The following is a 25,456-nucleotide window of genomic DNA, read 5'->3' as shown; positions in this document are numbered from 1 at the left end:
CACACCACACCACCGGACCAGCAGACACCGACGCCCGGCCGGGGGAGAGTGACACCGGACCACCGGACACCACCGGCTCAGGCCCNCAGGCGACACCTCCGGCCGCTCCTCCAAAAACACCCGCAACCCCGCAGCCTGCGCCCGCAACGCCACATCCGACACAGCCGACACACACCACACCACCGGCCCCGAACCAACCGACACCGACACCGACGCCGGATCAGCAGACACCGACACCCGGCCGGGGGAGAGTGACACCGGACCACCGGACACCACCACACCTTCAGGCCTNCCTGCGCCCGCAACGCCACATCCGACACAGCCGACACACACCACACCACCGGACCAGCAGACACCGACGCCCGGCCGGGGGAGAGTGACACCGGACCACCGGACACCACCGGCTCAGGCCCCGGCGGCGCCTCCTCCACAATCACATGCGCATTCGTCCCACTGATACCGAACGCCGACACACCCGCACGCCGCCGACCACCCGACACCGGCCACTCCACCAACTCCCCCGGAACCTCAACCCGCCCAGAACCCCAATCCACATGCTCCGACAACACACCCGCATACAACGACGCCGGCACCAACCCCGCCCGCATCCCCATCACCATCTTGATCACACCAGCCAACCCCGCCGCAGCCTGCGTATGACCAATATTCGACTTCAACGACCCCAACAACAAAGGACGCTCACGACCCCCACCATAAGCAGCCAACACCGCACCCGCCTCAATCGGATCACCCAACGCCGTCCCCGTCCCATGCCCCTCCACCACATCAACCGACGACCCCGAAACCCCCGCATCCCGCAACGCCGCCGCAATCACACGCTCCTGCGCCCCACCACTCGGCGCCGTCAACCCATTACTCGCCCCATCCTGATTCACCGCAGAACCCGCAACCACCCCCAACACCCGATGACCCAACCGCACCGCATCACTCAACCGCTCCAACACCAACGACGCCGCACCCTCACCCCACACCGTCCCATCAGCACCCGCACCAAACGCCTTGCACCGACCATCCACCGCCAACCCCCGCTGACGACTGAACTCCACAAACATCCCCGGATGCGGCATCACCGTCGCACCCACCGCCAACGCCACATCACACTCACCCCGACGCAACGACACACACGCCAAATGCAACGCCACCAACGACGACGAACACGCCGTATCCACCGTCAACGCCGGCCCCTCCAAACCCAACACATACGCAATACGACCCGACGCAACACTCACCGAATTCCCCGTCAACAAAAACCCCTCAACCCCACCAGACCCCTCATGCAACAACGGCCCATACCCAGAATGAATAACCCCAGCAAAAACCCCCGTCCTACTCCCCCTCAACGACAAAGGATCAATACCCGCCCGCTCCACCGCCTCCCACGACGTCTCCAACAACAACCGCTGCTGAGGATCCATCGCCACCGCCTCACGCGGCGAAATACCAAAAAACCCCGCATCAAAATCCCCCACCCCCCGAACAAACCCACCCCGCCCCACATACGACGTCCCCACACGATCCGGATCAGGATGCACAAGACCCCCCACATCCCAACCACGATCCACCGGAAAACCAGACACCGCATCCACCCCACCCGCCACCAACCCCCACCACCCCTCCGGCGACACCACCCCCCCCGGAAAACGACACCCCATACCCACCACCGCCACCGGCTCATGCACACGCCCCTCAACCTCAACAAGCCGCCGCTCAGCCCGATGAGTCACGGCTGTCCCCGTCAGCAGGGAGTGGAGATGCGCGACGACGGCCTCGGGGGTCGGGTGGTCGAACGTGAGGGTCGGCGAGAGACGTACATCCAACTCGGCGCCGAGCCGGTCGCGGAACTCCACCGCGCTCAGCGAGTCGAAGCCCAGTTCCTTGAAGCTGCGCGTGGCGACAACGGTGTCGTCGGTCCCGTAACCCAGGACCATCGCGACCGTGTCCCGCACGAGGCTCATCAGGCGGCGGCGGTCCCGGACACCCTGCGCGCGGGGCGAAGTGGCGGTAGCCGGGCCCTCGGTCGCCGGCCCGGCGGTTGGCCCGGCGGTCCTCGGCCCGGCGGTCACCGAATCGACCGTTGCCGAATCGGCCGTCGCCGAATCGGCCGTCGCCGGATCGGCCCCTGACCGTGCGGGCGCCGGTGCGTCGACGGGCCAGTGGCTGCGACGCCGGAAGGCGTAGCCGGGCAGGGCGATCCGCCGGCCGCCCGGGAACACGGCCGCCCAGTCCACGTCAGAGCCTTGGGAGTGCGCGGCGGCCAACGCGCCGACGAAGGTGGCGGGTTCGGGTCTGCCGTCGCGCAGTGCGGGAACGAAGGCCGCGTCTCGCAGATCGGAGAGGGCGTCACGCGCCAGGGGCGCGAGCACCGCGTCCGGCCCGAGTTCGAGATAGGTGGTGCAGCCTGTGTCGCGGAGTGTCCGCAGCCCGTCGTGGAAGCGCACGGTCCCGCGTATCTGCCGGACCCAGTGGTCCGGGGTGTCGATGCCGTCGGCCACCAGCCCGGTCACGTTCGAGATCACCGGGATCGCGGGGGCGTGGAAGGTCAGCCCTTCGGCGACCGCCCTGAAGGCGTCAAGCATCGGCTCCATCCGTGCCGAGTGGAACGCGTGGCTCACCGTGAGCCGGCTGGTCTTGCGGCCACGTGAGGCCCAGTACGCCACGACGGCGGCGACGGCCTCCCCGTCGCCGGAGACGACCGCCGAGCCCGGTCCGTTGACGGCGGCGATCGAGACCCCGGTCCCTCGCAGCAGCGGCTCGACCTCGTCGGCCCCCGCCTGGACGGCCGCCATCGCGCCGCCCTCGGGCAGCCGGTCCATCAGCGCTCCGCGTGCCGCCACCAGCGCGCAGGCGTCGGGCAGGGAGAGCACACCGGCGGCGTGTGCGGCGGCGAGTTCGCCGATGGAGTGGCCGATCAGGTGACCGGGCGTCACGCCCCAGTGCGCGAACAGCCGGAACAGCGCCACCGACACGGCGAAGAGCGCCGGCTGGGTGTAGGCGGTCCGGTCGAGCAGGGCGGCCTCCGCCGTGCCGGGCGCGGCCCACAGCACGTCCCGCAGCGGCCGGTCGAGCAGGCCCTCGAAGTGGGCGTGGATCTCGTCGAAGGCCGCCGCGAACGCCGGGTAGGTCTCGTACAGTTCGCGTCCGGCGCCGAGCCGTTGCGCGCCCTGGCCCGAGAACATGAAGGCGGTCGTCGCGGTTCCGGCCGCCGGGCCGACGGCCGGACCCAGTACCGTACGGGCGGACCGCGTGCCCCGCGCGAGGGCGTCCAGACCCGCGAGGAAGTCGTCTCGGCCGGAAGCGACGACGAGGGCCCGGTGCGGCCGGCGCGACCGAGTGGTGGCCAGCGAGAAACCGGTGTCGACCGGGCTCAGTCCGGGGTTGCCGCTCACGAACTCCCTGAGCCGAGCGGCCTGTTCGCCGATGTCCGAGGCATCACGTCCGGAGATCACCCAGGGCAGCGGCCCTCGCGGGCTCGCTTGCGGGGATGTGTCGCGGGGTTCGGCGGTGTCGGCGCGGCCGGACACCGGTGCCTCCGCGAGGACGACGTGGGCGTTGGTGCCGCCCATACCGAAGGAGCTGACACCCGCGTACAGCGGGTGCTCCTCGCGCGGCCAGGAGGAAAGACCGGTGGCGACGCTCAGGCGCAGTGTGTCGAGTGGAATGCGCGGATGGGGAGTCTCGAAGTTCAGACTGGCGGGCACCTGACGGTGCTCGATACAGAGCCCCGCCTTCAGCAGACCGGCGATGCCCGCCGCACCCTCCAGGTGGCCGATGTTGGTCTTGGCCGAGCCCACCAGCAGCGGGTTTTCCTGGTCCCTCGTGCTGCCGTAGGCGGCGCCCAGGGCCGCCGCCTCGATCGGGTCGCCCACCGCGGTGCCTGTGCCGTGCAGCTCGACGTACTGCACGGTGTCGGGGGCGACACCGGCGTGCTCGCAGGCACGCCGCAGCACGGCCTCCTGACCCGCGGCGCTCGGTACGGCCAGGCTGCCGTCGGTGTCGCCGTCGTTGTTCGTCGCACTGCCCCGGATGACACAGTGCACCGGGTCGCCGTCCGCCAGCGCGCGGGACAGCGGCTTCAGCAGAACCACCACCCCGCCCTCACCGCGGACGTACCCGTTGGCACGCGCGTCGAAGGTGAAGCAGCGGCCGTCCGGGGAGAGCGCGCCGAACTTCTCGACGCAGACGGTGCTGTCCGGATCGACGATGAGGTGGACACCGGCCGCGAGGGCCATGTCCGACTCGCCCCTGCGCAGGCTCTCGCACGCCAGGTGCACGGCGACGAGGGAAGAGGACTGGCCGGTGTCGACGGCGAGGCTGGGACCGCGCAGTCCCAACGTATGCGAGACGCGGTTCGCCAGGAGGCCGCGCTGTGTCCCGCCGAGGGTGTGCCGGGTCATCCGGTCCGCCCCCAGGCGGCCCCGGAGTTTCGCGAAGTCGTCCGCCATGGCGCCCACGAAGACGCCCGTGCCGCTGCCTTCGAGTGCGACGGGAGAGATCCGGGCGTCCTCGACACACTCCCAGGCGAGCTCCAGCATCAGCCGTTGTTGCGGATCGGTTGCCGCCGCCTCCGCCGGAGAAATGCCAAAGAAATCCGCGTCGAATCTGTCGACATGCTCGATAAAGCCCCCGATGGGTGTCGCGCGCCCTCGGTCCGAAGACGAGCCACCCGCCGAAAGGGGCGGTAGAGTCCGCCCCTCCGGCATTTCGGAGACGGCGCTCGCCCCATCGGCGAGCAGTCGCCAGAAAGCTGCTGGATCCGCCGCCCCCGGAAGTCGGCACGCCCATCCGATGACCGCGATCGAATCGCCTGGAACTCCGCGCTCCACGCCTTTTCCGCTCGGGACATCCCGGTCGGCGGAGTGCGTGGAATCCGTTGGCCGTCCTGCCCCACCGCGCATGGCGAATCCCCCTGTCCACGAACACCTGACCTGGTGGAAACTTTCGCAGAGGCCGCCTGGATACGCACCTCCGATATTGCTCTACTCGGCTTTGCGCGTGGGGGTTTTGTCAATACCGCGATACGGAGATCGCCGGCACACGGCCGCCCCGACCAACTCCGGTTCCGGATAGGGCAGTATCGAGGACCGCGCTAAATTCGAGGTGAATTGTCCGGCGTCCAGCAATCGCGCCCTGGCCGCCGACCGCTGATGCGCGGGCTCCTGTTCCGCGCACTCGGCCGCGTAAATGCCCAGCAGGTTGTGGAAGCGGTAGGCGCCCTCGCCCGCCTCCTCCAGGAGATGGCAGTCGGCGAGCACGCCCAGCATCTGCTCCGCGTACGCGAGGTCGCGGCCCAGCAGTGCGGCACCGACGACGGGGGTGATCATCTCGCCGTGGTGGAGCCCGAGAAGACGGAAGAGCCGTGCCGCGTCCGCCGGGAGAGCGTCGTACGCCACGGCGTAGGCGGCCCGGAGACTCGCCGCCACATCGTCCTCGACGGCGAGACGGTCGAGGCGGCCCTCCTCCGCGGCGTGCTGCTGCGCCATGTCGGCCAAGGTCAGCCGGGGATGCTCGGCCAGCCCCTCGGCGGCGATCCGCAGCGCGAGCGGCAGCCGCCCGCACATCTCGGCGAGCCGGACGGCGGCCTCCCACTGCCCCTCGACCCGCCCCGCACCGATCAGATAGGTGATCAGCCGTACGGACTCGGCCGACGACAGGGGCTTGAGCGCGATGCGGTACGCACCGTCCCGCACCACCAGTCCGCGTTGCACCCGCCGGCTGGTGACCAGGACACACGCCTGCCCGCTGGGAATGAGCGGTCGTACCTGCTCCGCGTTGACGGCGTCGTCCAGCACCACGAGCACCCGCTTGCCGTGGAGCAGGCTGCGGTACAGCGTCGCGCGTCCCGCGAGGTCGTCGGGAAGACGGGACTTCGCCACGCCCAGACTGCCCAGCAGTTGCGCCAGGGCGTCCATGGCACTCAGCGTTCTCTGCCGCGAGGCCGCACCGTACATGTCCACATAGAGCTGGCCGTCCGGGAACCGGTCGCCGAGCTGGCGGGCCGCGTGCAGCGCGAGTGTCGACTTGCCGACGCCCGGGGCTCCTTCGATGACCACCAGCGTCGGGCGCATCTCGGGCCGCCCGCCGCCCTGGGCGGTGAGGGCCTCCAGCTGCGCCAGCTCCTCCGTGCGACCGACGAAACCGCGTGCGCTGTAGGGAAGTTGAGCGGGGCGCACGGCCGGTACCGGATCGACGGGCGCGGCCTTGGCGGGGGCGGCGGTCCCCCGGCCCTCACGTATGGCCGCGATGTCCGTCACCCGCGAGACGAGGTCCGGGTGTCCGGCGAGGATCTTGGCGTGCAGGGCCTGGAGTTCGGTCCCCGGCTCCAGGCCCAGTTCCTCATTGAGCAGGCGTCGGGTCTCCCGGTACACCCCCAGGGCGTGCGCCCGGCGCCCGCCGCGGTACAGGCTGAGCATCAGGAACCAGCGCAGACGTTCCCGCAGCGGTTCCCTGGCGACCAGGTTGGAGAGCATGGGGACGGCCTCGGCGTGCCGGCCCACGGCGAGCATGTCGGCGGCCCACTCCTCGACGGCGGTCAGGCGCAGCTCCGCGAGCCGGGTGCGCTCCATCTCGGCGAACGGCCCGGGGACGTTGGCGTACGCGGTGGCGTCGCCCCGCCATAACCCCAGCGCCGCGTCGAACTCCCGTAACGCTTCCTGGGGTTGGCCCAGGCCGTGCAGGCGCCGGGCCGCCGCGTGGTGCCGCTCGAACAGCGCGACGTCGACGTGATCGGGGTCGAGGCACAGGGCGTAACCACCCCCGGAGGAGGTGAGCACACCGCCCGACGCACGGCGTCCGCGGCCGGGTTCGAGCGCTCTGCGCAGCCCGGCGACGTAGGTGTGCACACCGTTGACCGCGGTCTGCGGAACAGCGCTGCCCCACACCGCGTCGACGATCTCCTCGACGCCCACGATCTCGTTGACGCGGCTCGCGAGGACTCCGACCACCGCGCGCTGCTTCGGTGGCCCGAGCAGGACTTCCGCTCCGTCGCACCAAGCCCTCACTGACCCCAACAGTTCCAGCCGCATGTTCCCCCTCGTCGAACACGGCCGCCGGTCTCCCGGCAACCCTTTGCAGCGCTCTGGCTCACGGGGTGAAGAGCTGTGTCCCGCCCCGCGGATCTTCCGCCTTCGATGGAGCCCCGTTCCGTCCACAACCGTCACGATGAGACACAGTTACCACTGACGTCCCGCAGATTAGAACAACGTATCCATCGCTCGAACAGCTGTCACCGCTGACATTGCTCAACGCGCACCTCCGTGCGCAAGGGGGCGGACCACACCGCGAGGGACCCCGGGTCCGGACGCGTCCTGGCGGCGGGCCACGACAGCGGCGGAGAACGACAGCGGGCACGGTCCCCCGGTCACCATGTGGCGTCAACGCTCACCTGATCACCGGAGGGCCCGTGCCCTCCGCTCTTTCCTTCGCGAGCCTCCGCGGGCCGCGCGCGAGGCCGGGACGCGCCGGCCGCGGCCGCCAGGTCCTGTCCGGCGGACAGGACCTACCCGATCAGCCGCGCCATCGCGTCGAGGCTCCGCAGTGTGTCCGCCTCCGGAGCGGTGTCCAGGGTGAAGAGGATCCGGTCCGCGCCCGCCGCCACGATCGACTCGACCACCTTGGCGTCCGCCGGCACCTGATACGCCGTCACCGGAATGTAGCCACGGCCCTTGTCCAGCGCACGCCGTCGGAAGTCGGCCACGAGATCCCCGAGACTGCCTTCCCCCTCAAGCATCATCGGCAGCCAGATGAGCCCCCAGTCGTCACCGAAGTCCAGGACTCGTTCGACGGCCGCGGGATGGTTGCCCCCGACCATGATCGGCGGATGCGGACGCTGCACCGGCTTGGGCCAGGAGAACACCGGGTCGAAGGAGACGAAGTCGCCGTGGAACTCCGCCTCCTCCTGGGTCCAGAGGGCCTTCATGGCGAGTACGCGCTCACGCAGCAGCGCCATGCGCGTCCTCGGGTCGGTGCCGTGATTGCGGATCTCCTCGCGGTTCCAGCCCGCGCCCACGCCCACGGCCGCGCGGCCACCCGACACAAGATCGAGCGAGGCGATCTCCTTGGCCAAGGTGATCGGATCGCGCTGGGTGACCTGGAACACCCCGCCGCCCACGATCAGCCGCTCCGTGGCCACCGCGGCCGCGGTGAGCGACACGACGGGGTCCAGGGTGCGGTAGAGATCCCGGCCCAGTTCCCCACCGCCCGGCCACGGGGTCTCCCGCTTCACCGGAATGTGGGTGTGCTCGCCGACGAACAGCGACTCGAATCCGCGCTCCTCCAAGGCCCGGCCCAATTCCGCGGGCCCGATTCCCTCGTCGGTCACGAGGGCCGACACACCGAACTTCACACGCTCTCCCCACATCGAGTCGTACCGGTCAGCACGGCCATGAGCCCGATCAGCCCGCGGCGGGTACGAGCGTTCCGCCGGCGGTCGCGATCGGTACCGTGTCGGAAATTCCCTCGGCGCGGACGATCTTCTCGTCACGGACGATCCAGAAGTGCACGAAGCGCACGTTGAATTCGTTTCCGGACTCCTTGAACCGTCCGCTCCACCAACCGAGTGCGGCGACCCAGTCACCGGACGGAAGGTACTGCTCCACATCGAACTTGGCCTGGTCCAAGTGGCCCAGTGCGCTGGCGAAGTACGCGGCGGCTCCGTCGAGGCCCTTGTATTCGCCGTGCGACCACGGCAGCGACTTCGGGGCGATCATCTCGACCTCGGGAGCACAGGTCCCGAGAACCATCTCGATATCGAAAGCGGTCAGGCCCGCGTAAACGCGCTTCACCGTGTCGACAGGCTGCTCCGGCATTTCTTCCTCCATCATTTCCGGTGATACTTCCGGTGATACATGGGTTTCTCTCCTGCCCGGCGGTCCCGGGCTACGGCACAGCGCTCCCGACGCGGGAGGCCGCCGCGCCCACGGCAGGCGATCTACGGGCGGCGCGCAGCGAACGGGCGATCACGGTCGGCCGCATGAGCGCGGACGGCGGGGCCAGCATCTGCTGGACCTCCAGCATCACGCGGTGCACATCCACCGACGTGTGACTGGCGCGGGTGACCTGACCCACGTACCAGTTGGCGAGGTCGGTGCCGAACGCCTTCGGCCCCACCGTCTCCGGGAAGATGAAGTCGCCCGCGGTTGCGATCCGCCACGGCATGTCGACCAGTTTGCCCACCGCCCGGAAGTACGCGCGCGTCATCATGGCGGTCGGCCCGCCGACGCGGTCGAGGCACTCCCCGAGTGCGAGCGCCTCCAGGATGGCCACGGTCATCCCCTGGCCGTACAGCGGATTGAAGCTGCACACGGCGTCGCCGATCGCCACATAGCCCGCCGGCGGCTGGCTCAGCCGCTCGAAGAAGCGCCGACGGGAGTGGGGGTACGTGTAACGCACCGCGTCGCCGTCGTCCACCGGCTTGGACCGGGCCAGCAGATCGGACATGTGGGAGACGGGCAGACCGGCGGCGAACTGCGCGAAGCCCGCGGGGTCGGTGGGCGCGTAGGTGCGGTGCCAGCCCCCCAGCGTGACGAGCCAGCGGTCTCCCTCCACGGCGAAGGCCGCGGCGGCCCGCTTGTCGTTCGGTGAGATCGAGGCCATCAGATAGATCAGCCCGCCCTGCTCGGTCAGTTGGTCACCGGGGAGACGGTGCAGCAGACGGCTGCTGTAGCCGACGTCGATCTTCACGGTGTCGACCTCGGGTGCGGGGCAGCCGACATGTTCGAGCCAGCGGTCCCCCCGGTCGCTCCGCCCGGTGGCGTCGACGACCAGATCGGCCGAGATCACCTCGCCCGTGTCGAGCTCCACTCCGGTGACCTGACCGGTGACGCCGGTGACGCCGGTGACCGACGTACCGCCCCGCAGTTCGGCGTTGGGCAGCGCTGTCACCCGCCGCCGCAGCGAGAACTCCAGAAAGGCACGGGTCAGACTGACACCGAGCATTCCGGTGGGGTACGGGATACGGAAGGCACCCATCTGATGGAACATGAGGTCGTTCCCGGGGTCCCACGGGAGCGCGCCGCCCGCGGTCAACTCGGCGGTGAGGCCAGGAAACACCTTCTCAAGCGCCAGCCGGCCGCCGATGAGCAGGGCATGGCCGTGACGGGCCTGCGGCACGCCCTTCCGGTTCCGCGCGTCGGAGGGCAGCTCGTCCCGGTCGAGGACGGTCACTCTCTCGAACCTGCTGGCCAGCGTGCCAGCGGCGGTGAGGCCGGCTATGGAGCCTCCGATGACGACCGCATGCCTAGCAAGCACGCCTACGCACCCACCTTCATGAGAAGTCCGTGATCTCCTGGATCACCGGGTCTCCTGGTGAGTCTGCGTCGAGGCGTCGGGGACTTCGCCTCCGTGATTGCTCAATCCCCCGACGAACGAGCGCTCGCCGACTCAGCCGAGGAAGCTCAGCCGGACCTGACGGTGTGGATTTTCCCTGTTCGTGTCGACCAGACAGACGGACTGCCAGGTGCCCAGCTCCAGTCGGCCGCCGAGCACCGGCAGCGTCGCGTGCGGGGGTACGAGGGCGGGGAGGACATGGTCCCTGCCGTGGCCCGGCGTGCCGTGGCGGTGCTGCCAGCGGTCGTCGGCGGGGAGCAGGGTGTGGAGCGCGGCGAGCAGGTCGTCGTCGCTGCCGGCGCCCGTCTCGATGATCGCCACACCGGCGGTCGCGTGCGGTACGAAGATATTCAGCAGGCCGTCCCGGCCCGCCGCGCTGTCCCGGAGGAATTCCTCGCAGGCGTGGGTCAGATCGGTCACCGCCTCATGGGTGCCGGTCGTGACGTTCAGGGTCCTGGTGGTGAATGCGTCGGGCATGCCCCCATCTTCCCGCCCGTCCAGCGGGATCGCGCGTCCGCGTGCCGAGACACCATTGACCTGATCCGGAAACGCTCGCTACGTTCTGCGGCATGTTGCGTTCAGCTCTGCTCACCACGCGCGGTCACATCGACCTGCTGCGGGTGGCGTCCGCCGCGTGTCGTCGCGGCCGCTGACCTCTTTCTCCCCTCGGGGCGCCTTCCTTCCGCTTCGCCCCGGTTCTCCCGTCGCCCCGGTCGGTGTTGTGTCCCGCTGACCGTCCGCCGTCGTCGTACCGCCGCGCGCCGGCGCTGAGGCGTGTCCCTCCCGCACATGTCCTTCCCGCACGTGTTCCTCCCGCACGTGTCCTTCCCGCACGCTCCTTCCCTCTCCCCCGCCCGAGGAGCCGCCGTGACCATCGATCACGCACCACCGGACATATCCGCGCTGTCGAAGAATGAGCCCCCCGCGCTGGAGCCGGTGACGCCCGCGGCCGGCTCCCGGCGCCGGGCCGTGCCGCGCTGGCTTCGGCGTACCGTCGGGCCGCTGCTGCTCCTGGTCGGCTGGCAGGTGCTCAGCGCGACCGGGGTACTGCACCGTGACATCCTCGCCTCCCCCGGCACCATCGCCAGGGCCGCCGGTGAGCTGATCAGTGACGGCACCCTGCCCGCGGCCATGGGGATCTCGCTCCAGCGGGTCGCCGTGGGGCTGCTGCTCGGCGGGGCGATCGGGATCTCCCTCGCGCTGGTCTCCGGACTCTCCCGGCTCGGCGAGGATCTGGTCGACGCGACCGTACAGATGCTGCGGACGGTGCCCTGGGTCGGGCTGATCCCGCTCTTCATCATCTGGCTGGGCATCGGTGAGGCCCCGAAGATCGCGCTGATCGCCCTCGGGGTGGCCTTCCATCTCTATCTCAATGTGTACGCGGGCATTCGCGGCGTCGACGAGCAACTGATCGAGGCGGGGCAGTCGTTGGGGCTCGGCCGCTGGGGTCTCGTACGGCATGTCGTCCTGCCGGGCGCGCTGCCCGGTGCGATGACCGGGCTGCGGTACTCACTCGCCACCGCCTGGCTCGCCCTCGTCTTCGGCGAGTCCATCAACGCCGACGCCGGTATCGGCTTTCTGATGAACCAGGCCAGGGAGTTCTTCCGTACGGACGTCATCGTCGTCTGCCTGGTCGTCTACGCCTTTCTGGGCCTGCTCGCCGATGCCGTCGTCCGCACTCTCGAAAGGCTGCTGCTGCAATGGCGACCGACATTCCAGGGCAAGTGAGCCCGCCGAGCACGGCCCCGGGGTCCGACGACGGCGCGGTGGCGGTACGGGTCGAGGGGCTGACCCGCGCCTTCGACGGGCGCCCGGTCATCGACCGGCTCGATCTGACACTGCGGCCCGGGGAGTTCACCGCCCTGCTCGGCCGCAGCGGCTGCGGCAAGTCGACCCTGCTGCGGGTGCTGGCGGGGCTCGACCGCGATATCGAGGGGACCGTACTCGTACCGAAGCGACGCGCGGTCGCGTTCCAGGCGCCGCGACTGATGCCCTGGAAGCGGGTCTGGCGCAATGTGCTGCTGGGTCTCGACGGCAGACCCCAACGGTCCGTCGCCGAGAGCGCGTTGGCGGAGGTCGGGCTCAGCCACCGGTCGGGGGCCTGGCCCAAGACGCTCTCGGGCGGCGAGGCCCAGCGCGCCTCGCTGGCCAGGGCCCTCGTCCGGGAACCGGATCTGCTGCTGCTCGACGAACCGTTCGGCGCGCTCGACGCGCTCACCCGGATCAAGGCGCAGCGGCTGGTGGCCGAGTTGTGGCAGCGGCGCGGCTGTGCGGTGCTGCTGGTCACCCATGACGTGGAGGAGGCGCTGCTGCTCGCGGACCGGGCGCTGGTGATGCGGGACGGAGTGATCGCCTACGAGACGCCGGTCGCGCTGGACCGGCCGAGGGCCGTCGGCGATCCCGGTTTCACCGCTCTCCGCTCCCGGCTCCTCACCGAACTGGGCGTCGACGAGCCCGTCGCCGCGAGCACCGCGGCCTAGTGGCCCTCCCGGCAAGTTCGCCCCGTAACAGAGAACAGAAGGACGAAGCATGAAGCGCCTCCTCCCCGCCGTCCTGCTCCCCCTCGCCCTCCTTCTCACCGCCTGCTCCGGCAGCTCGTCCGCCGACGACTCCGGCGGCGCGGGCGGCGCCGTCGACGGCCAGGGCTCCCTGACCCTCAACATCGGTGACCAGAAAGGCGGTTCGGAAGCGGTTCTCCGCGCCGCCGGTGAACTCGACGATCTCCCCTACCAGGTCAAGTGGTCCACCTTCACCTCGGGACCGCCGCTGCTCGAAGCCGTCAACGCCGGTGCCGTGGACCTCGGTTCCGTCGGCAACACCCCGCCGGTCTTCGCCGCCGGGGCCAGGTCCAAGATCACGGTCGTCGCGGCGACCCACGGCGACTCCGGGGGCGAGGCCGTTCTCGTACCGAAGGACTCGCCGCTGAAGGAGACCGCCGATCTGAAGGGCAAGTCCGTCGCGGTCGCCCAGGGCAGCTCCGCCCACTACCAGTTGATCGCCTCGCTCGGAAAGGCCGGCCTCACCCTCGACGACATCAAGGTCACACTGTTGCAGCCGGCCGACGCGCTGGCCGCGTTCACCACGGGCAAGGTGGACGCCTGGGCGGTCTGGGATCCGTACACCTCTCAGGTACTGCGCGGTGGTCAGGGGCGGGTACTGACCGATGGCCGGGGCGTCGTCAATGGGCTGAACTTCCAGGTCGCCGCGCCCGCCGCGCTCAAGGACAAGGAGAAGGCGGCGGCCATCGGTGACTTCATCGAACGGCTGCGCCGGGCGCAGGACTGGGTCTTCGGCCATCCGGAGCAGTGGGCGGAGGTCTGGGCCAAGGACACGGGGCTGCCGTACGAAGTCGCCCTCGACGCGGTGAAGCTGACCCACGGCACGCGCGTACCGGTGGCCCTCGACCGGGCCGCGATCTCCTCGGAGCAGCGGATCGCCGACACCTTCACCGAACTGAAGCTCATCCCGCGCGCGTTCGACTTCGCCGACTACGTGGACGACCGATTCAACAAGGACCTCCCGCCGTCGACCTCGCCGGCGCGCAGCTATGGAAAGGCCACTTCCCGATGAGCATTCATCTGCACTGGTTCCTGCCGACCGGGGGCGACGGACGTACGCTCGTGGACCGGCACGCGTACACCGACGGCGGTATCAAGCGCTCCCGGATCACACCGGTGAGCGGTGTCAGGGCCCCGGACATCGAGTATCTGGCGCAGATCGCCAAGGCCGCCGAGCAGCTGGGCTTCGAGGCGGTGCTGACGCCGACGGGCACCTGGTGCGAGGACGCCTGGCTGACGACGATGGCGCTCGCGCAGCAGACCGAGCGGCTGAAGTTCCTGGTGGCCTTCCGCCCCGGGCTGATCTCTCCGGTGCTCGCGGCGCAGATGGCGGCCACGTACCAGCGTGTCACCCGGGGCAGGCTGCTGCTGAATGTGGTGACCGGTGGTGACTCGACCGAGCAGCGCCGCTTCGGCGACCATCTCGACCACGACCGCCGGTACGCCAGGACGGCGGAGTTCCTTTCGGTGATCCGGGGCGTCTGGGGCGGGCGGCCGTACGACTTCGACGGTGAGCACTACCAGGTGGAGGGCGGGCTGACCGCGCTGCCGCCCGATCCGCTGCCGGAGATCTTCTTCGGTGGTTCGTCCGCGGCGGCGGGGCCTGTCGCGGCCGAGCACACGGATGTCTATCTGACCTGGGGCGAGCCGCCGGCCCAGGTGAAGGAGAAGATCGACTGGATCCGCGGTCTCGCGGCGGAGCGGGGCCGTACGGTGCGCTTCGGCATCCGGATGCACACCATCTCGCGGGACACCGCCAAGGATGCCTGGGCCACCGCGGACCGGCTGCTGGACGATCTCGATCCCGAGACGGTCGCGGCGGCCCAGCAGGCGCTGGGCAGGAGCGAGTCGGTGGGCCAGCAGCGGATGATCGCCCTGCACGGCGGGTCGCGCGACCGGCTGGAGATCGCGCCCAATCTGTGGGCGGGGGTCGGGCTGGTACGGGGCGGAGCGGGCACCGCGCTGGTGGGCAGTCACGCGGACGTGGCCGACCGGATCGAGGAGTACCACGAACTGGGGATCGAGCACTTCGTCCTGTCCGGCTATCCGCATCTGGAGGAGGCGTACTGGTTCGGGGAGGGTGTGACGCCGCTGCTGGCCGAGCGCGGGCTCCTGGCGCGGATCCCGGCGTCGCCGCTGCTGGGTGTGCCCGCGGCGAACGGCCGCCCGGCGTCCGCGCCCGGCGGCGCTCCGCTGCTGCTCTCCGGCGGCCGGTGACAGAGCACCCGGCGGCACGATCCAGCCCGCCCGCTCCGTCCCGGGCCGGAGCTGGGTGCTCCCGGGGCTCGGGGGAAGATTCCCGCCCCGGAGGCTGTTGGTAGAAACGTGAACGATTCTGGGGTGCGGGACATCGATGTGGTGGTCGTCGGCGCCGGGCAGGCGGGGCTGTCCGGCGCCTACCATCTGCGGCGGTCGGGTCTGGAACCCGACCGTGACTTCGTCGTACTGGACCATGCCCCGCGCCCAGGCGGCGCCTGGCAGTTCCGCTGGCCGTCACTGACGTACGGCAAGGTGCACGGCATGCACGCGCTCCCCGGCATGGAGCTGATCACCTCGGAGAGCGAGAACGGCAGGCCGTCCTCCGAGGTCATCGGGGCGTACTTCACCGCGTACGAGCGGCGCTTCGGCCTCCGGGTCCATCGGCCCGTGGACGTACGGGCGGTGCGCGAGGGCGACGGCGGGCGGCTGCTGGTGGAAACGTCGGAGGGGAGCTGGTCGGCCCGTGCGCTGATCAGCGCCACGGGGACCTGGGACCGGCCGTTCTGGCCGCGCTACCCCGGCCAGGAGACCTTCCGGGGGCGGCAGTTGCACACCGCGGACTATCCGGGGCCCGGCGAGTTCACCGGGCTGCGGGTGGTCGTGGTGGGCGGCGGGGCCTCCGGCACCCAGCATCTGATGGAGATCGCGGAGGTGGCGGCGGACACCACGTGGGTGACACGACGCCCGCCCGTCTGGAACGAGGGTCCGTTCGGCGAGGAACAGGGGCGGGCGGCCGTCGCGCTCGTCGACGAACGGGTACGGCGGGGGCTGCCGCCGCGCAGTGTGGTGTCGGTGACCGGTCTGCCGGTCACCGAGGCGACCTCACGCGCCCGCGAGACGGGGGTACTCGACCGGCTGCCGATGTTCGACCGGATCACCCCCGACGGCGTGGCCTGGGACGACGGCCGGACGGTGCAGGCCGATGTGATCCTCTGGGCGACCGGGTTCCGCCCGGCCGTCGGCCATCTGGCGCCCCTCGGACTGCGGGAGCCGGGCGGTGGTATCCGGGTCGAAGGAACACGGGCCGTACGGGACGAGCGGGTCCATCTCGTGGGGTACGGGCCGTCGGCCTCGACCATCGGCGCCAACCGGGCCGGGCGGGCGGCCGTACGGGAGATCAGACAGCTGCTGGCGCGCGAACCGGCCATGGCCTGAGGCGCACAGTCCCCGGGAGCGGGCGGCGACGCGATCAGTTCGAGCCGTTCGCGGCCTTGCGGTTCTGATTGAACTCCTCGACGTTCTGGCGCTGTTCGGCGTACTTGTTGGTGAAGCGGGTGTCCCCGGGCTTCACCGTGACGAAGTACAGCCAGTCCCCACTGGCGGGGTTGAGCGCCGCGTTCATCGCCTCCTCCCCCGGGTTGCCGATCGGCGTGGGGGGCAGGCCCTTGCGCTCATAGGTGTTGTACGGGCTGTTGATCTTCGTGTCCGCGTGACTGGTGTCCAGTGTCGAACGGTTCAGCGCGTAGTTCAGTGTCGAGTCCATCTGGAGCGGCATGCCCAGTGACAGCCGGTTGTGCACGACTCTGGCGACCTTCGCCATGTCGGCCACCGACTCCGCCTCCGCCTGCACGATGCTGGCGATGGTGACGGCCTGATAGGTCGTCACTCCCGCGTTCTGCGCCCCGGCGCTGACCCGGCCCGCCCCGAACCGCTGGTTGGCGGTGTTGACCATATAGCTCAGCAGATTGGCCGGGGTCGTCGCGGAGCCGACGGGATAGGTGGCCGGGAAGAGGAAGCCCTCGGGATTGCCCTTGGCGGGCTCGGGCAGCCGCAGCCGCGCGGTGGACGCCGCCTTGCGGGTGGTGCCCTCGGGCAGCCCCAGGGCCTGATCGACGGAGACATACACCTCGGCGGCGCGCCGGCCCTCCGGAACGACCAGCGTCGTCCGCTTCTCCTCGTCTCCGTCGCCGGTCAGAAGCAGCACGGGAACCAGCACCGCGGCGGCCACGACCAGGACCACGGTCAGCAGCAGGACCAGTCGGCCCCGGCGGGTCAGACGGGGTCTGCCCCCATAGCTCGCCTCCGGATGCTCGTTCATCATATGGGCACGCTAACCCGGAGTGATCAGCGAACCCGGCACTTCAGGCGTGCCGACACGGGCAACGCGGCAATACCATACGAACGGCATACGAACGGCACGCGAGCCACCTGCCGACGGCGGCCCGACCGGTCACGGGGAGACCGACGCCAACGCCTCGGTCTGCTGATGCGGCGGCTCCTGACCCGAGTCCTGATGCGGCTCCTGATGCGGCGGCCGGCCGTCCCCGCGCACCAGGGCGGCATAGCGCCCGTCCTGCTCGATCAGCTCGTCGTGCGTGCCCCGCTCCGCGATGGTGCCCGCGTCGAGGACCACGATCTGGTCCGCGTCCCGGACGGTCGAGAGCCGGTGCGCGATCGTAAGGGTGGTGCGCCCCTCGGAGAGGGCGTCGATGGCCTGCTGCACCGCCTGTTCGGTACGGGTGTCCAGCGCGCTGGTGGCCTCGTCGAGGATCAGCACCGGCGGGTCCCGCAGGATGGTGCGGGCGATCGCGAGCCGCTGCTTCTCACCGCCGGAGAACCGGTATCCGCGCTCACCGACGAGCGTTCCGTAGCCGTCGGGGAGCGAGGCGATGTGGTCATGGATCTGGGCGGCCCTGGCGGCCGTCTCGATCTCCTCGTCGGTGGCTTCCGGCTTGGCGAAGCGCAGATTCTCCGCCACCGAGGCATGGAACAGATAGGTCTCCTGCGAGACGACGCCGACGGCCCGCGCGAGCGTGTCGAAGTCCAGGTCGCGCACGTCGACGCCGTCGATCAGGACCCGGCCGCCCGTCACGTCGTACAGGCGGGGTACGAGATAGCTCAAGGTGGACTTGCCGGAGCCCGTGGGTCCGACGACCGCGAGACTGCCGCCGGACGGGACCGTCAGATCGATCTTCCGCAGCGTCTGGCGCCCCTTGTCGTCATAGCTGAAGTCGACGTCCTCGAACCGCACTTCACCGCGGATCGTGTCGAGCTTGACCGGCCGCTCGGGCTCGGTGATGTCGACGGGCAGATCGAGGTACTCGAAGATGCGCTGGAAGAGGGCGAGCGAGGTCTGCATGTCGACGCCGGTGGAGAGCAGGCTCACGGCGGGCCGGAACAGGCCCTGCTGAAGCGAGACGAAGGCGACGAGCGTACCGATGGAGACGGCCGTGCCACCGGCGCCCAGCGCGATCCCCGCGGCCCAGTAGATCAGGGCGGGCATCGCGGCCATGACGATACCGATGGTCGACATCCGCCACCGCCCGGCCATGTTGGAGCGCACCTCCAGGCCGACCAGCCGCTCGGACTCGTCGGCGAAGGACTTGGTGAGCGAGTCGGCGCGCCCCATCGTCCGGCCGAGGAGGATTCCGCTCACGGAGAGCGATTCGGTGACGGTGGCGGCCATGGTGGCCATCTGGCGCTGGCGGTCCGTGGTGATCTTCTTGCGCTCGCGGCCGACACGGCGGCTGATCCAGACGAACACCGGCAGCAGAGTCATCGAGACGGCGGTGAGCCGCCAGTCCAGGGCGAGCATCGCGACGACCGAGGCGACGACGGCCGTGAGGTTGGAGACCAGGGAGGTCGCGGTGGAGGTGACGGTCGCCTGCATACCGCCGATGTCATTGGCGATACGGGACTGGACCTCGCCGGTCCTGGTCCTGGTGAAGAAGGCGAGCGGCATGCGCTGGAGCCGGCTGTAGACGCCGGTGCGCAGATCGTGCATGACCCGCTGGCCGACCGTGGTCGAGATCAGGGTCTGGAGCACGCCGAAGACGCTGTTGACGACGGCCGTGAGGATCATGCCGAGGGCGAGCAGACTGAGCAGTCCGGTACGGCCCTGCGGAATGGCGGTGTCGAGGATCTCGCGCAGCATGAACGGCGAGGCGACCGTGACCAGCGACGACGCGCCGACGAGCAGCCCGACGATCGCGAGCCGGCCGCGGTAGGGACGGAAGAGGCCGAAGATGCGCCGCAGCTGGGCGGGCGGCTCCGGCTGCCCCGGATCACCGGGGCGGGACGACGGGGTCCACGTCGAGTGTTCGGGTTTCATGGGCTCCTTCGATGGCTGGGGCGACGGGCGAGGTCTCGCCGTACCTCGCCGAGCATAGCTCACTGTTACCTATGTTCACAATGACAATGGTCCTGATATTATTCCGCCATGAACACCCCCGATTCCGACGGCCTGCTGGCGGAGCAGCTGCTGCGGCTGACCCGCAGGCTCCACCGCGTCCAGAAGCGGCAGCTGGAGCCGATCGGTATCACTCCCGCCCAGGCCCGGCTGCTGCGTACCGTCGCGTCCTACGACAAGCCGCCGCGGATGGCCGACCTGGCCCGGCGTCTCGAAGTGGTGCCCCGTGCCGTGACCTCCCTGGTCGACGGGTTGGAGGCGAGCGGTTCGGTGCGCCGCGCCCCCGATCCGACCAACCGGCGCGTGATCCGTATCGAGCTGACCGACACCGGCCGGGAGACGCTGCGGGCCCTGCGCGTCGCCCGCCGCTCGGCCGCCGAGGATGTCCTGGCCCCGCTGACCGCCGAGCAGCGCGAGGTCCTTGGCGGACTGCTGTCGACGCTGGTGGACGGCTGCCCCGAGCGTCACCACTGACCCGGGGGCGCGCGGACCCGCGTGTCCCGGGCGCCCGGAGGACGCCCGGAGAAGCCCAGAAGAGTCCAACAGCCCATGCCCAAGAGTCCAATCGGACCCTTGCGCATCACCTTGCGCATCGCCCGCGTCGGCGGCCAAGGTCCTTTCCGAGGTTCACGCACCAGCCGCGCACGTCAACTCCCCCTTGGAGGGTCGATGCACGACGCAGCACCGGAGAACCCCGGCCGGGACGACGCATTCGTCGGTGAGGACAGAGAAGGCAGCGCCCAAGGAGAGATGAGCCGCCGCTCGGTCCTGCGGACCACGGCGGGCGTGGCGGGCGCCGGGCTCGGCCTCTCCGCTCTCGGCGGCGGCACCGCTGCCGCGGCAGGGCCCGCCACGGCCGCGGGAACCGCGGACCCGGCCGCGCTCGCCGACTCCGCCGACTCCTCGGCGCCCCCGCGCAAGGGCCGCACCATGGCCGGGGTCCCGTTCGAACGCCGTACGACGGTACGGGTCGGCATCATCGGCCTCGGCAACCGCGGCGGCAGCATGATCGATCTCTTCCTCGCCGTCCCGGGCGTCCGGGTCGTCGCACTCTGCGACCCGGTGAAGGCGAAGACGGAGAGCGCCGCCGCGAAGGTGGTGCGCGCCGGTCAGCCCGCGCCCGCCGTCTACACCAATGGCGAGGACGACTACGAGAATCTCTGCGCCCGCGGGGATCTCGACTTCGTCTATGTGGCCACGCCCTGGGACTTCCACTTCGAGATGGCCAAGTCGGCGATGCTGAACGGCAAGCACGTCGGGGTGGAGTGTCCGGTCGCCATGCGCCTCGACGAGCTGTGGCAGCTCGTCGATCTCTCCGAACGCACCCGGCGGCACTGCATGCAGTTGGAGAACTGCTGCTACGGGAAGAACGAGATGCGGGTCCTCCGGATGGCCCACGCGGGCAAGTTCGGGGAGCTCCTGCACGGCGCGGGCGCCTACAACCACGACCTGCGCGGTCTGATGTTCGACCCCGACTACTACGAGGGGCCCTGGCGCCGGCTCTGGCACACACGGCTGCGCGGCGATCTCTACCCCAACCACGGCTTCGGCCCGGTCGCCAACTACATGGACGTCAACCGGGGCGACCGCGCGGTCTCCCTCACCAGCGTCGGCACGCCCGCGCTCGGCCTCGCCGAGTACCGCGCCGCCCATATGCCACCCGGCGACCCGAGCTGGAAGGAGACCTACATCGAGAGCGACCGGACGATCAGTCTGGTCAGGACCGCGAAGGGCCGGGTCATCCGGCTGGAGCACGATGTGTCGACGCCACACCCGTACAGCCGGATCAACAGTCTCGGCGGTACCAAAGGTGTGTTCGAGGACTATCCCGAGCGCATCTATATCGAGCCGGACCACACCGATGACTCCTGGGGTGACTTCGGGAAGTACGCGGACTGGGACCACTGGCTCTGGAAGGAGCACGCCAATCCGCCCGGTGGCCATGGCGGGATGGACTACATCATGGTCTTCCGGCTGATGCAGTGCGTCCGGCTGGGCCTCGTGCCAGACTTCGACGTGTACGACGCGGCGACCTGGACCGCGCCAGTGCCACTCAGTCACGCGTCGCTCAAGGCGAACGGATCCCCGCAGCAGATCCCCGACTTCACGCGCGGTGAGTGGCGCAAGGCCCGTGCGGGGGTGGACTCCGACAGACCGGAGGAGTGACCGGGGTGCGGGGGCCGTACGGTACGTACCGTACGGCCCCCGCACCCCGGTCACTCCTCCGGTCTGTCGGAGTCCACCCCCGCACGGGCCTTGCGCCACTCACCGCGCGTGAAGTCGGGGATCTGCTGCGGGGATCCGTTCGCCTTGAGCGACGCGTGACTGAGNGTCGGGCCCCCGCACCGGCCGGCCCACCCGGCTCCCGGCGTCCCTCCCCGTACCCCGCCCCCTGGCTCGTTCTGGCTCTCTCCATGGAAAACCCATTGCCCCGGGCACTCCAAAAAGGCGAACCTTGCACGGTTTGGGCCACTCCACGAGTCATGGGACATCATGCAGATTCGCGACCTTCCGTATCCCGATCCAGGGGTTCCCGACGCCAGGTCGGGCCCTCGGTTCCTGCTGTGGCTCGGGCGTAGTCAGCTGGGCGGACAGATCAAGGCCGTGTGCTGGGGCCTGCTGCACTTCACGGGCATCGGCGGGCTCTCGGTGGGCGCCGGGCTCGCCGTCCAGGCGGTGATCGACCGCTCCGGCGGCCGGCTCGCGTTCGCCGGGGGCTTCATCGCGCTGTGCGGCGTCGCCATCTCGGTCGGCGACACCATGCTGCACCGCACCGCCGTCACCAACTGGATCACCGCCGCCGCGCGCGTGCAGCAGTTGCTGGCGCGCAAGACCGCCCAGCTGGGCTCGGCGCTGACCCGCCGGGTCGCCGCGGGCGAGGTGGTCGCGGTCTCGACCGGCGACGTCGAGAAGATCGGCTGGTTCGTGGAGGCGCTTTCGCGCTTCCTGGCCGCCGTCATCGCGATCGTGCTGATCTGCGTCGGGCTGGTGGTGTATCTGCCGGAGCTGGGGGCGCTGGTCGCGATCGGTGTGCCGGTGCTCGCGCTCGCGGTGCTGCCGCTGCTCCCCCGAGCCGCCCAACGCGCCGACATCCAGCGAGAGAAGGCCGGCAAGGCCACCGAGCTGGCCTCGGACACCGTCGCCGGACTGCGGGTGCTGCGCGGCATCGGCGGCGAGGAGCTGTTCCTGGGCCGCTACCGCGCCGCCTCGCAGGAGGTGCGCGAGGCCGCGGTGCGCAGCGCCCGTATGTGGTCGCTGATCTCGGCGGTCCAGGTGCTGCTGCCCGGCATCATGCTGATCTCGGTCATCTGGTACGGAGCCCGGCTCGTCCTGGACGGCAGGATCGAGGTCGGCGGTCTGGTGACCGTCTACAGCGCGGTGACGCTGCTGCTCTTCCCGCTGCGGCACTTCGAGGAGATCGCGATGGCGTACTCCTTCTCCCGGCCCTCCGCCAAGCGCGCGGCCCGGGTGCTCTCGCTGGAGCGGACCGCGTTCGAGGACGAGCGCGGCCAACTGGACGACGCCCGGCCGAGCGGGGATCTGTACGACCCCGCCACCGGTCTTCGCGTCCCGTCCGGACTGCTGACCGCCGTGGTGTGCGGGGACCCGGACGCGGCGGGGCGGCTCGCCGAGCGCCTCGGGGGCCATGCCGCCGGTGAGGAGAAGAGCGCGTCCGTGCTGCTCGGCGGGGTGGCGCTGGACGATCTCCCGCTGGACGCGGCGCGGGCCTGCGTTCTCGTACAGGACAAGGACCCGGTCCTGCTGTCCGGGACGCTCGCCGAGCTGCTGGACATCCCGGCCTCCGGCGCGGTCGATCCGGAGAAGGCGCTGGCCGCGGCCCAGTGCGGCGACGTACTCGACGCGCTGATCCAGGCGTCCGTGGACGGCAGCGGCGACCCGATGCGGTCCAGGATCACCGAGCGCGGCCGGTCGCTCTCCGGCGGCCAGCGCCAACGGCTCGCGCTGGCCCGGTCGCTGGTGACCGATCCGGAGGTGCTGGTGCTCGACGAGCCGACCTCCGCCGTGGACTCGCATACGGAGGCCCGGATCGCGCAGAGCGTGAAGGAGCTGCGGGCCGGCCGTACGACCGTGGTGTTCGCGTCCTCACCGCTGCTGCTCGACCACGCGGACCGCGTGGTGTTCATCCATGAGGGCCAGGTCCGCGCGGTCGGTCTCCACCGCGAGCTGCTGCGGAGCGACCTCGGCTACCGGGAGGTCGTCACCCGCGAGACGGAGGACGAGCACGGCGAGCACGGCGAACAGAGACAGATCATGGCGCCGGCGTCAGCGCGGGCACGGGAAGAGATCGAGGAAACAGCATGATCGGCGTGGCCCCTCCGGCGTACGACCCGGCGGCGCCGGAGTCGGCGACGACCCTGCCCGTCGGGACGCCCGCGACCGTACGCGCCTATGTGGGCGAGCTGCTGCGACGGCACCGCAAACCGTTCATCCTGCTGGTCTCGGTCAACACGGTCTCCGTGATCGCCTCGATGGTCGGCCCCTATCTGCTCGGCGACATCGTCGAGAAGCTCTCCGACGGCGCGCGCGAGCTGCATCTTGAGCGCACCGCCGCGCTGTTCGCGATCGCGCTGATCGTCCAGACCGTCTTCGTACGGTTGATGCGGCTGCGCGCGGCGATGCTCGGTGAGGAGATGCTCGCGGATCTGCGGGAGGACTTCCTCGTCAGATCGGTCGGGCTGCCGCCCGGTGTGCTGGAACGGGCGGGGACCGGCGATCTGCTGTCCCGGATCACCACCGATATCGACCGGCTGGCGAACGCGATGCGCGAGGCCGTGCCCCAGCTCGCGATCGGCCTCGTCTGGGTGGCGTTGCTGCTCGGCGCGCTGACCGTGACCGCGCCGCCGCTGGCGCTCGCGGTGCTGCTCGCGGTGCCGCTGCTGGTCGTCGGCTGCCGCTGGTACTTCAAGCGCGCGCCTTCCGCGTACCGCTCGGAGGCCGCCGGATACGCGGCGGTCGCGGCCGTACTCGCCGAGACGGTGGACGCGGGCCGGACCGTGGAGGCCCACCGCCTCGGCAGGCGCCGGGTGGAGCTGTCGGAACGGCGGATCAAGGAGTGGACGGCCTGGGAGAGGTACACGCTCTGGCTGCGGTCGATACTGTTCCCCGTCATCAATGTCACCCATACGACGATCTTCCTGGCCGTGCTGGTGATCGGCGGGTCCTTCGTCCTCCAGGGCTGGATCACCGTCGGGCAGCTGACCACGGGCGCGCTGCTCGCCCAGATGCTGGTGGAACCGGTCGGCATCATCCTGCGCTGGTACGACGAGCTCCAGGTCGCGCAGGTCTCCATCGCGCGGCTGGTGGGGGTACGGGACATCGAGCCGGACGCGGGCGACGCCTCGGTCGTCCCCGACGGGCGTGCCGTCAACGCGGACGAGGTGCACTTCGGCTACCGCGAGGGCGTCGACGTACTGCACCGGGTGACGCTGGACGTCAGTCCGGGCACCCGGCTCGCGCTGGTCGGGCCGTCCGGCGCCGGCAAGTCGACACTGGGCCGGCTGCTCGCGGGCATCTACGGTCCGCGTACGGGCCGGATCACGCTGGGCAGCGCGGAGCTGTCCAAGATGCCCGCCGAGCGGGTACGGGAGCATGTCGCCCTGGTCAACCAGGAGCACCATGTGTTCGTGGGCGCGCTGCGTGACAATCTGCTGCTGGCGCGCACGGGCGCGCAGGACGCCGAGCTGTGGGCGGCGCTGGCGGCGGTCGACGCGGAGGGCTGGGCGCGGGCGCTGGACAAGGGCCTGGACACGGAGGTCGGTTCCGGCGGCACGGCGCTGACACCGGCCCAGGCGCAGCAGATCGCGCTGGCGCGGCTGGTGCTCGCGGACCCGCACACGCTGGTGCTCGACGAGGCGACCTCGCTGCTCGACCCGCGCGCCGCCAGGCATCTGGAACGTTCACTGGCCCGCGTCCTGGACGGCCGTACGGTCGTGGCGATCGCCCACCGGCTGCACACCGCGCATGACGCGGATGTGATCGCGGTGGTCGAGGACGGCCGGATCAGCGAACTGGGCAGCCATGACGAGCTGGTGGCCGTGAACGGCGCGTATGCCGCGCTGTGGCGGTCCTGGCACGGCTGACGGAGCGCGGGGGGCGGTCCCGTACAGGCCCGAGAGCCTGTACGGGACCGCCCCCCGCCGACGGG

Annotated in this window: 18 protein-coding genes; 10 read left to right on the top strand and 8 right to left on the bottom strand. The window is 70.3% G+C overall.

Annotation, left to right across the window (positions count from 1 at the left end):
* Positions 1-77: 77 nt before the first annotated feature.
* From M1203_RS07570 to M1203_RS07545, 6 genes are all read right to left on the bottom strand, one after another.
* Positions 78-4,844 carry a polyketide synthase gene (locus tag M1203_RS07570; protein ID WP_308404840.1) on the bottom strand — a complete coding sequence of 1,589 codons (4,767 nt, stop codon included), beginning with the start codon at positions 4,842-4,844 and terminating at the stop codon, positions 78-80.
* A 153-nt stretch (positions 4,845-4,997) separates the two neighbouring features.
* Positions 4,998-7,043 carry an AfsR/SARP family transcriptional regulator gene (locus M1203_RS07565; RefSeq protein WP_249948743.1) on the bottom strand — a complete coding sequence of 682 codons (2,046 nt, stop codon included), beginning with the start codon at positions 7,041-7,043 and terminating at the stop codon, positions 4,998-5,000.
* Positions 7,044-7,516: 473 nt separating this feature from the next.
* Complete coding sequence (locus tag M1203_RS07560) at positions 7,517-8,362, bottom strand: LLM class F420-dependent oxidoreductase (protein ID WP_249948742.1); 846 nt, start codon at positions 8,360-8,362, stop codon at positions 7,517-7,519.
* A gap of 49 nt (positions 8,363-8,411) precedes the next feature.
* On the bottom strand, positions 8,412-8,825 hold the full coding sequence (locus M1203_RS07555; RefSeq protein WP_249948741.1) for a nuclear transport factor 2 family protein: 414 nt from the start codon (positions 8,823-8,825) through the stop codon (positions 8,412-8,414).
* A gap of 70 nt (positions 8,826-8,895) precedes the next feature.
* The gene (locus tag M1203_RS07550; RefSeq protein WP_249948740.1) at positions 8,896-10,266 is read right to left on the bottom strand and encodes an NAD(P)/FAD-dependent oxidoreductase; all 1,371 of its coding nucleotides are present in this window, start codon (positions 10,264-10,266) and stop codon (positions 8,896-8,898) included.
* Between the two features lie 132 nt (positions 10,267-10,398).
* Positions 10,399-10,821: a secondary thiamine-phosphate synthase enzyme YjbQ gene (locus tag M1203_RS07545; RefSeq protein ID WP_249948739.1), complete on the bottom strand. Its 423-nt coding sequence runs from the start codon at positions 10,819-10,821 to the stop codon at positions 10,399-10,401.
* A gap of 92 nt (positions 10,822-10,913) precedes the next feature.
* Between M1203_RS07545 and M1203_RS39180 the strand changes: the two genes are divergently transcribed.
* From M1203_RS39180 to M1203_RS07520, 6 genes are all read left to right on the top strand, one after another.
* A complete protein-coding gene (locus M1203_RS39180) occupies positions 10,914-10,997 on the top strand; it encodes a putative leader peptide (protein WP_313884353.1) in 84 nt (27 codons plus the stop codon).
* A gap of 214 nt (positions 10,998-11,211) precedes the next feature.
* Complete coding sequence (locus tag M1203_RS07540) at positions 11,212-12,072, top strand: ABC transporter permease (protein ID WP_249948738.1); 861 nt, start codon at positions 11,212-11,214, stop codon at positions 12,070-12,072.
* On the top strand, positions 12,045-12,824 hold the full coding sequence (locus M1203_RS07535; protein ID WP_249948737.1) for an ABC transporter ATP-binding protein: 780 nt from the start codon (positions 12,045-12,047) through the stop codon (positions 12,822-12,824). The genes M1203_RS07540 and M1203_RS07535 overlap by 28 nt, the downstream gene beginning before the upstream one ends.
* Before the next feature lie 49 nt (positions 12,825-12,873).
* Positions 12,874-13,914: an ABC transporter substrate-binding protein gene (locus tag M1203_RS07530; RefSeq protein WP_249948736.1), complete on the top strand. Its 1,041-nt coding sequence runs from the start codon at positions 12,874-12,876 to the stop codon at positions 13,912-13,914.
* Positions 13,911-15,119 (top strand): LLM class flavin-dependent oxidoreductase, encoded by a 1,209-nt coding sequence (locus M1203_RS07525; RefSeq protein WP_249948735.1) that lies wholly within the window; start codon positions 13,911-13,913, stop codon positions 15,117-15,119. The genes M1203_RS07530 and M1203_RS07525 overlap by 4 nt, the downstream gene beginning before the upstream one ends.
* Before the next feature lie 123 nt (positions 15,120-15,242).
* A complete protein-coding gene (locus M1203_RS07520; RefSeq protein ID WP_374402529.1) occupies positions 15,243-16,316 on the top strand; it encodes an NAD(P)-binding domain-containing protein in 1,074 nt (357 codons plus the stop codon).
* A gap of 34 nt (positions 16,317-16,350) precedes the next feature.
* Here the strand turns inward: M1203_RS07520 and mltG are convergent, their stop codons facing one another.
* Complete coding sequence (gene mltG / locus M1203_RS07515) at positions 16,351-17,202, bottom strand: endolytic transglycosylase MltG (RefSeq protein ID WP_249948733.1); 852 nt, start codon at positions 17,200-17,202, stop codon at positions 16,351-16,353.
* 129 nt (positions 17,203-17,331) lie between these two features.
* A complete protein-coding gene (locus M1203_RS07510; RefSeq protein ID WP_249948732.1) occupies positions 17,332-19,212 on the bottom strand; it encodes an ABC transporter ATP-binding protein in 1,881 nt (626 codons plus the stop codon).
* A 108-nt stretch (positions 19,213-19,320) separates the two neighbouring features.
* On the opposite strand from M1203_RS07510, the gene M1203_RS07505 reads away from it, so the two are divergent.
* The 4 genes from M1203_RS07505 (at position 19,321) to M1203_RS07490 (ending at position 25,391) form a co-directional block, all read left to right on the top strand.
* Entirely contained in the window at positions 19,321-19,764 is a 444-nt protein-coding gene (locus tag M1203_RS07505) for a MarR family winged helix-turn-helix transcriptional regulator (protein WP_249948731.1), read from the top strand.
* 195 nt (positions 19,765-19,959) lie between these two features.
* Complete coding sequence (locus tag M1203_RS07500) at positions 19,960-21,456, top strand: Gfo/Idh/MocA family protein (protein WP_374402280.1); 1,497 nt, start codon at positions 19,960-19,962, stop codon at positions 21,454-21,456.
* A gap of 327 nt (positions 21,457-21,783) precedes the next feature.
* Positions 21,784-23,613 (top strand): ABC transporter ATP-binding protein, encoded by a 1,830-nt coding sequence (locus tag M1203_RS07495; RefSeq protein WP_249948730.1) that lies wholly within the window; start codon positions 21,784-21,786, stop codon positions 23,611-23,613.
* The gene (locus M1203_RS07490; protein ID WP_249948729.1) at positions 23,610-25,391 is read left to right on the top strand and encodes an ABC transporter ATP-binding protein; all 1,782 of its coding nucleotides are present in this window, start codon (positions 23,610-23,612) and stop codon (positions 25,389-25,391) included. Before M1203_RS07495 ends, M1203_RS07490 begins: the two co-directional genes overlap by 4 nt.
* Positions 25,392-25,456 lie beyond the last annotated feature (65 nt).

Source organism: Streptomyces sp. 35G-GA-8, from assembly GCF_023534745.1.
GTDB lineage: Bacteria > Actinomycetota > Actinomycetes > Streptomycetales > Streptomycetaceae > Streptomyces.
Note: the sequence above shows the minus strand (reverse complement) of the source record. Positions and strands in the feature narration are given on the sequence as shown.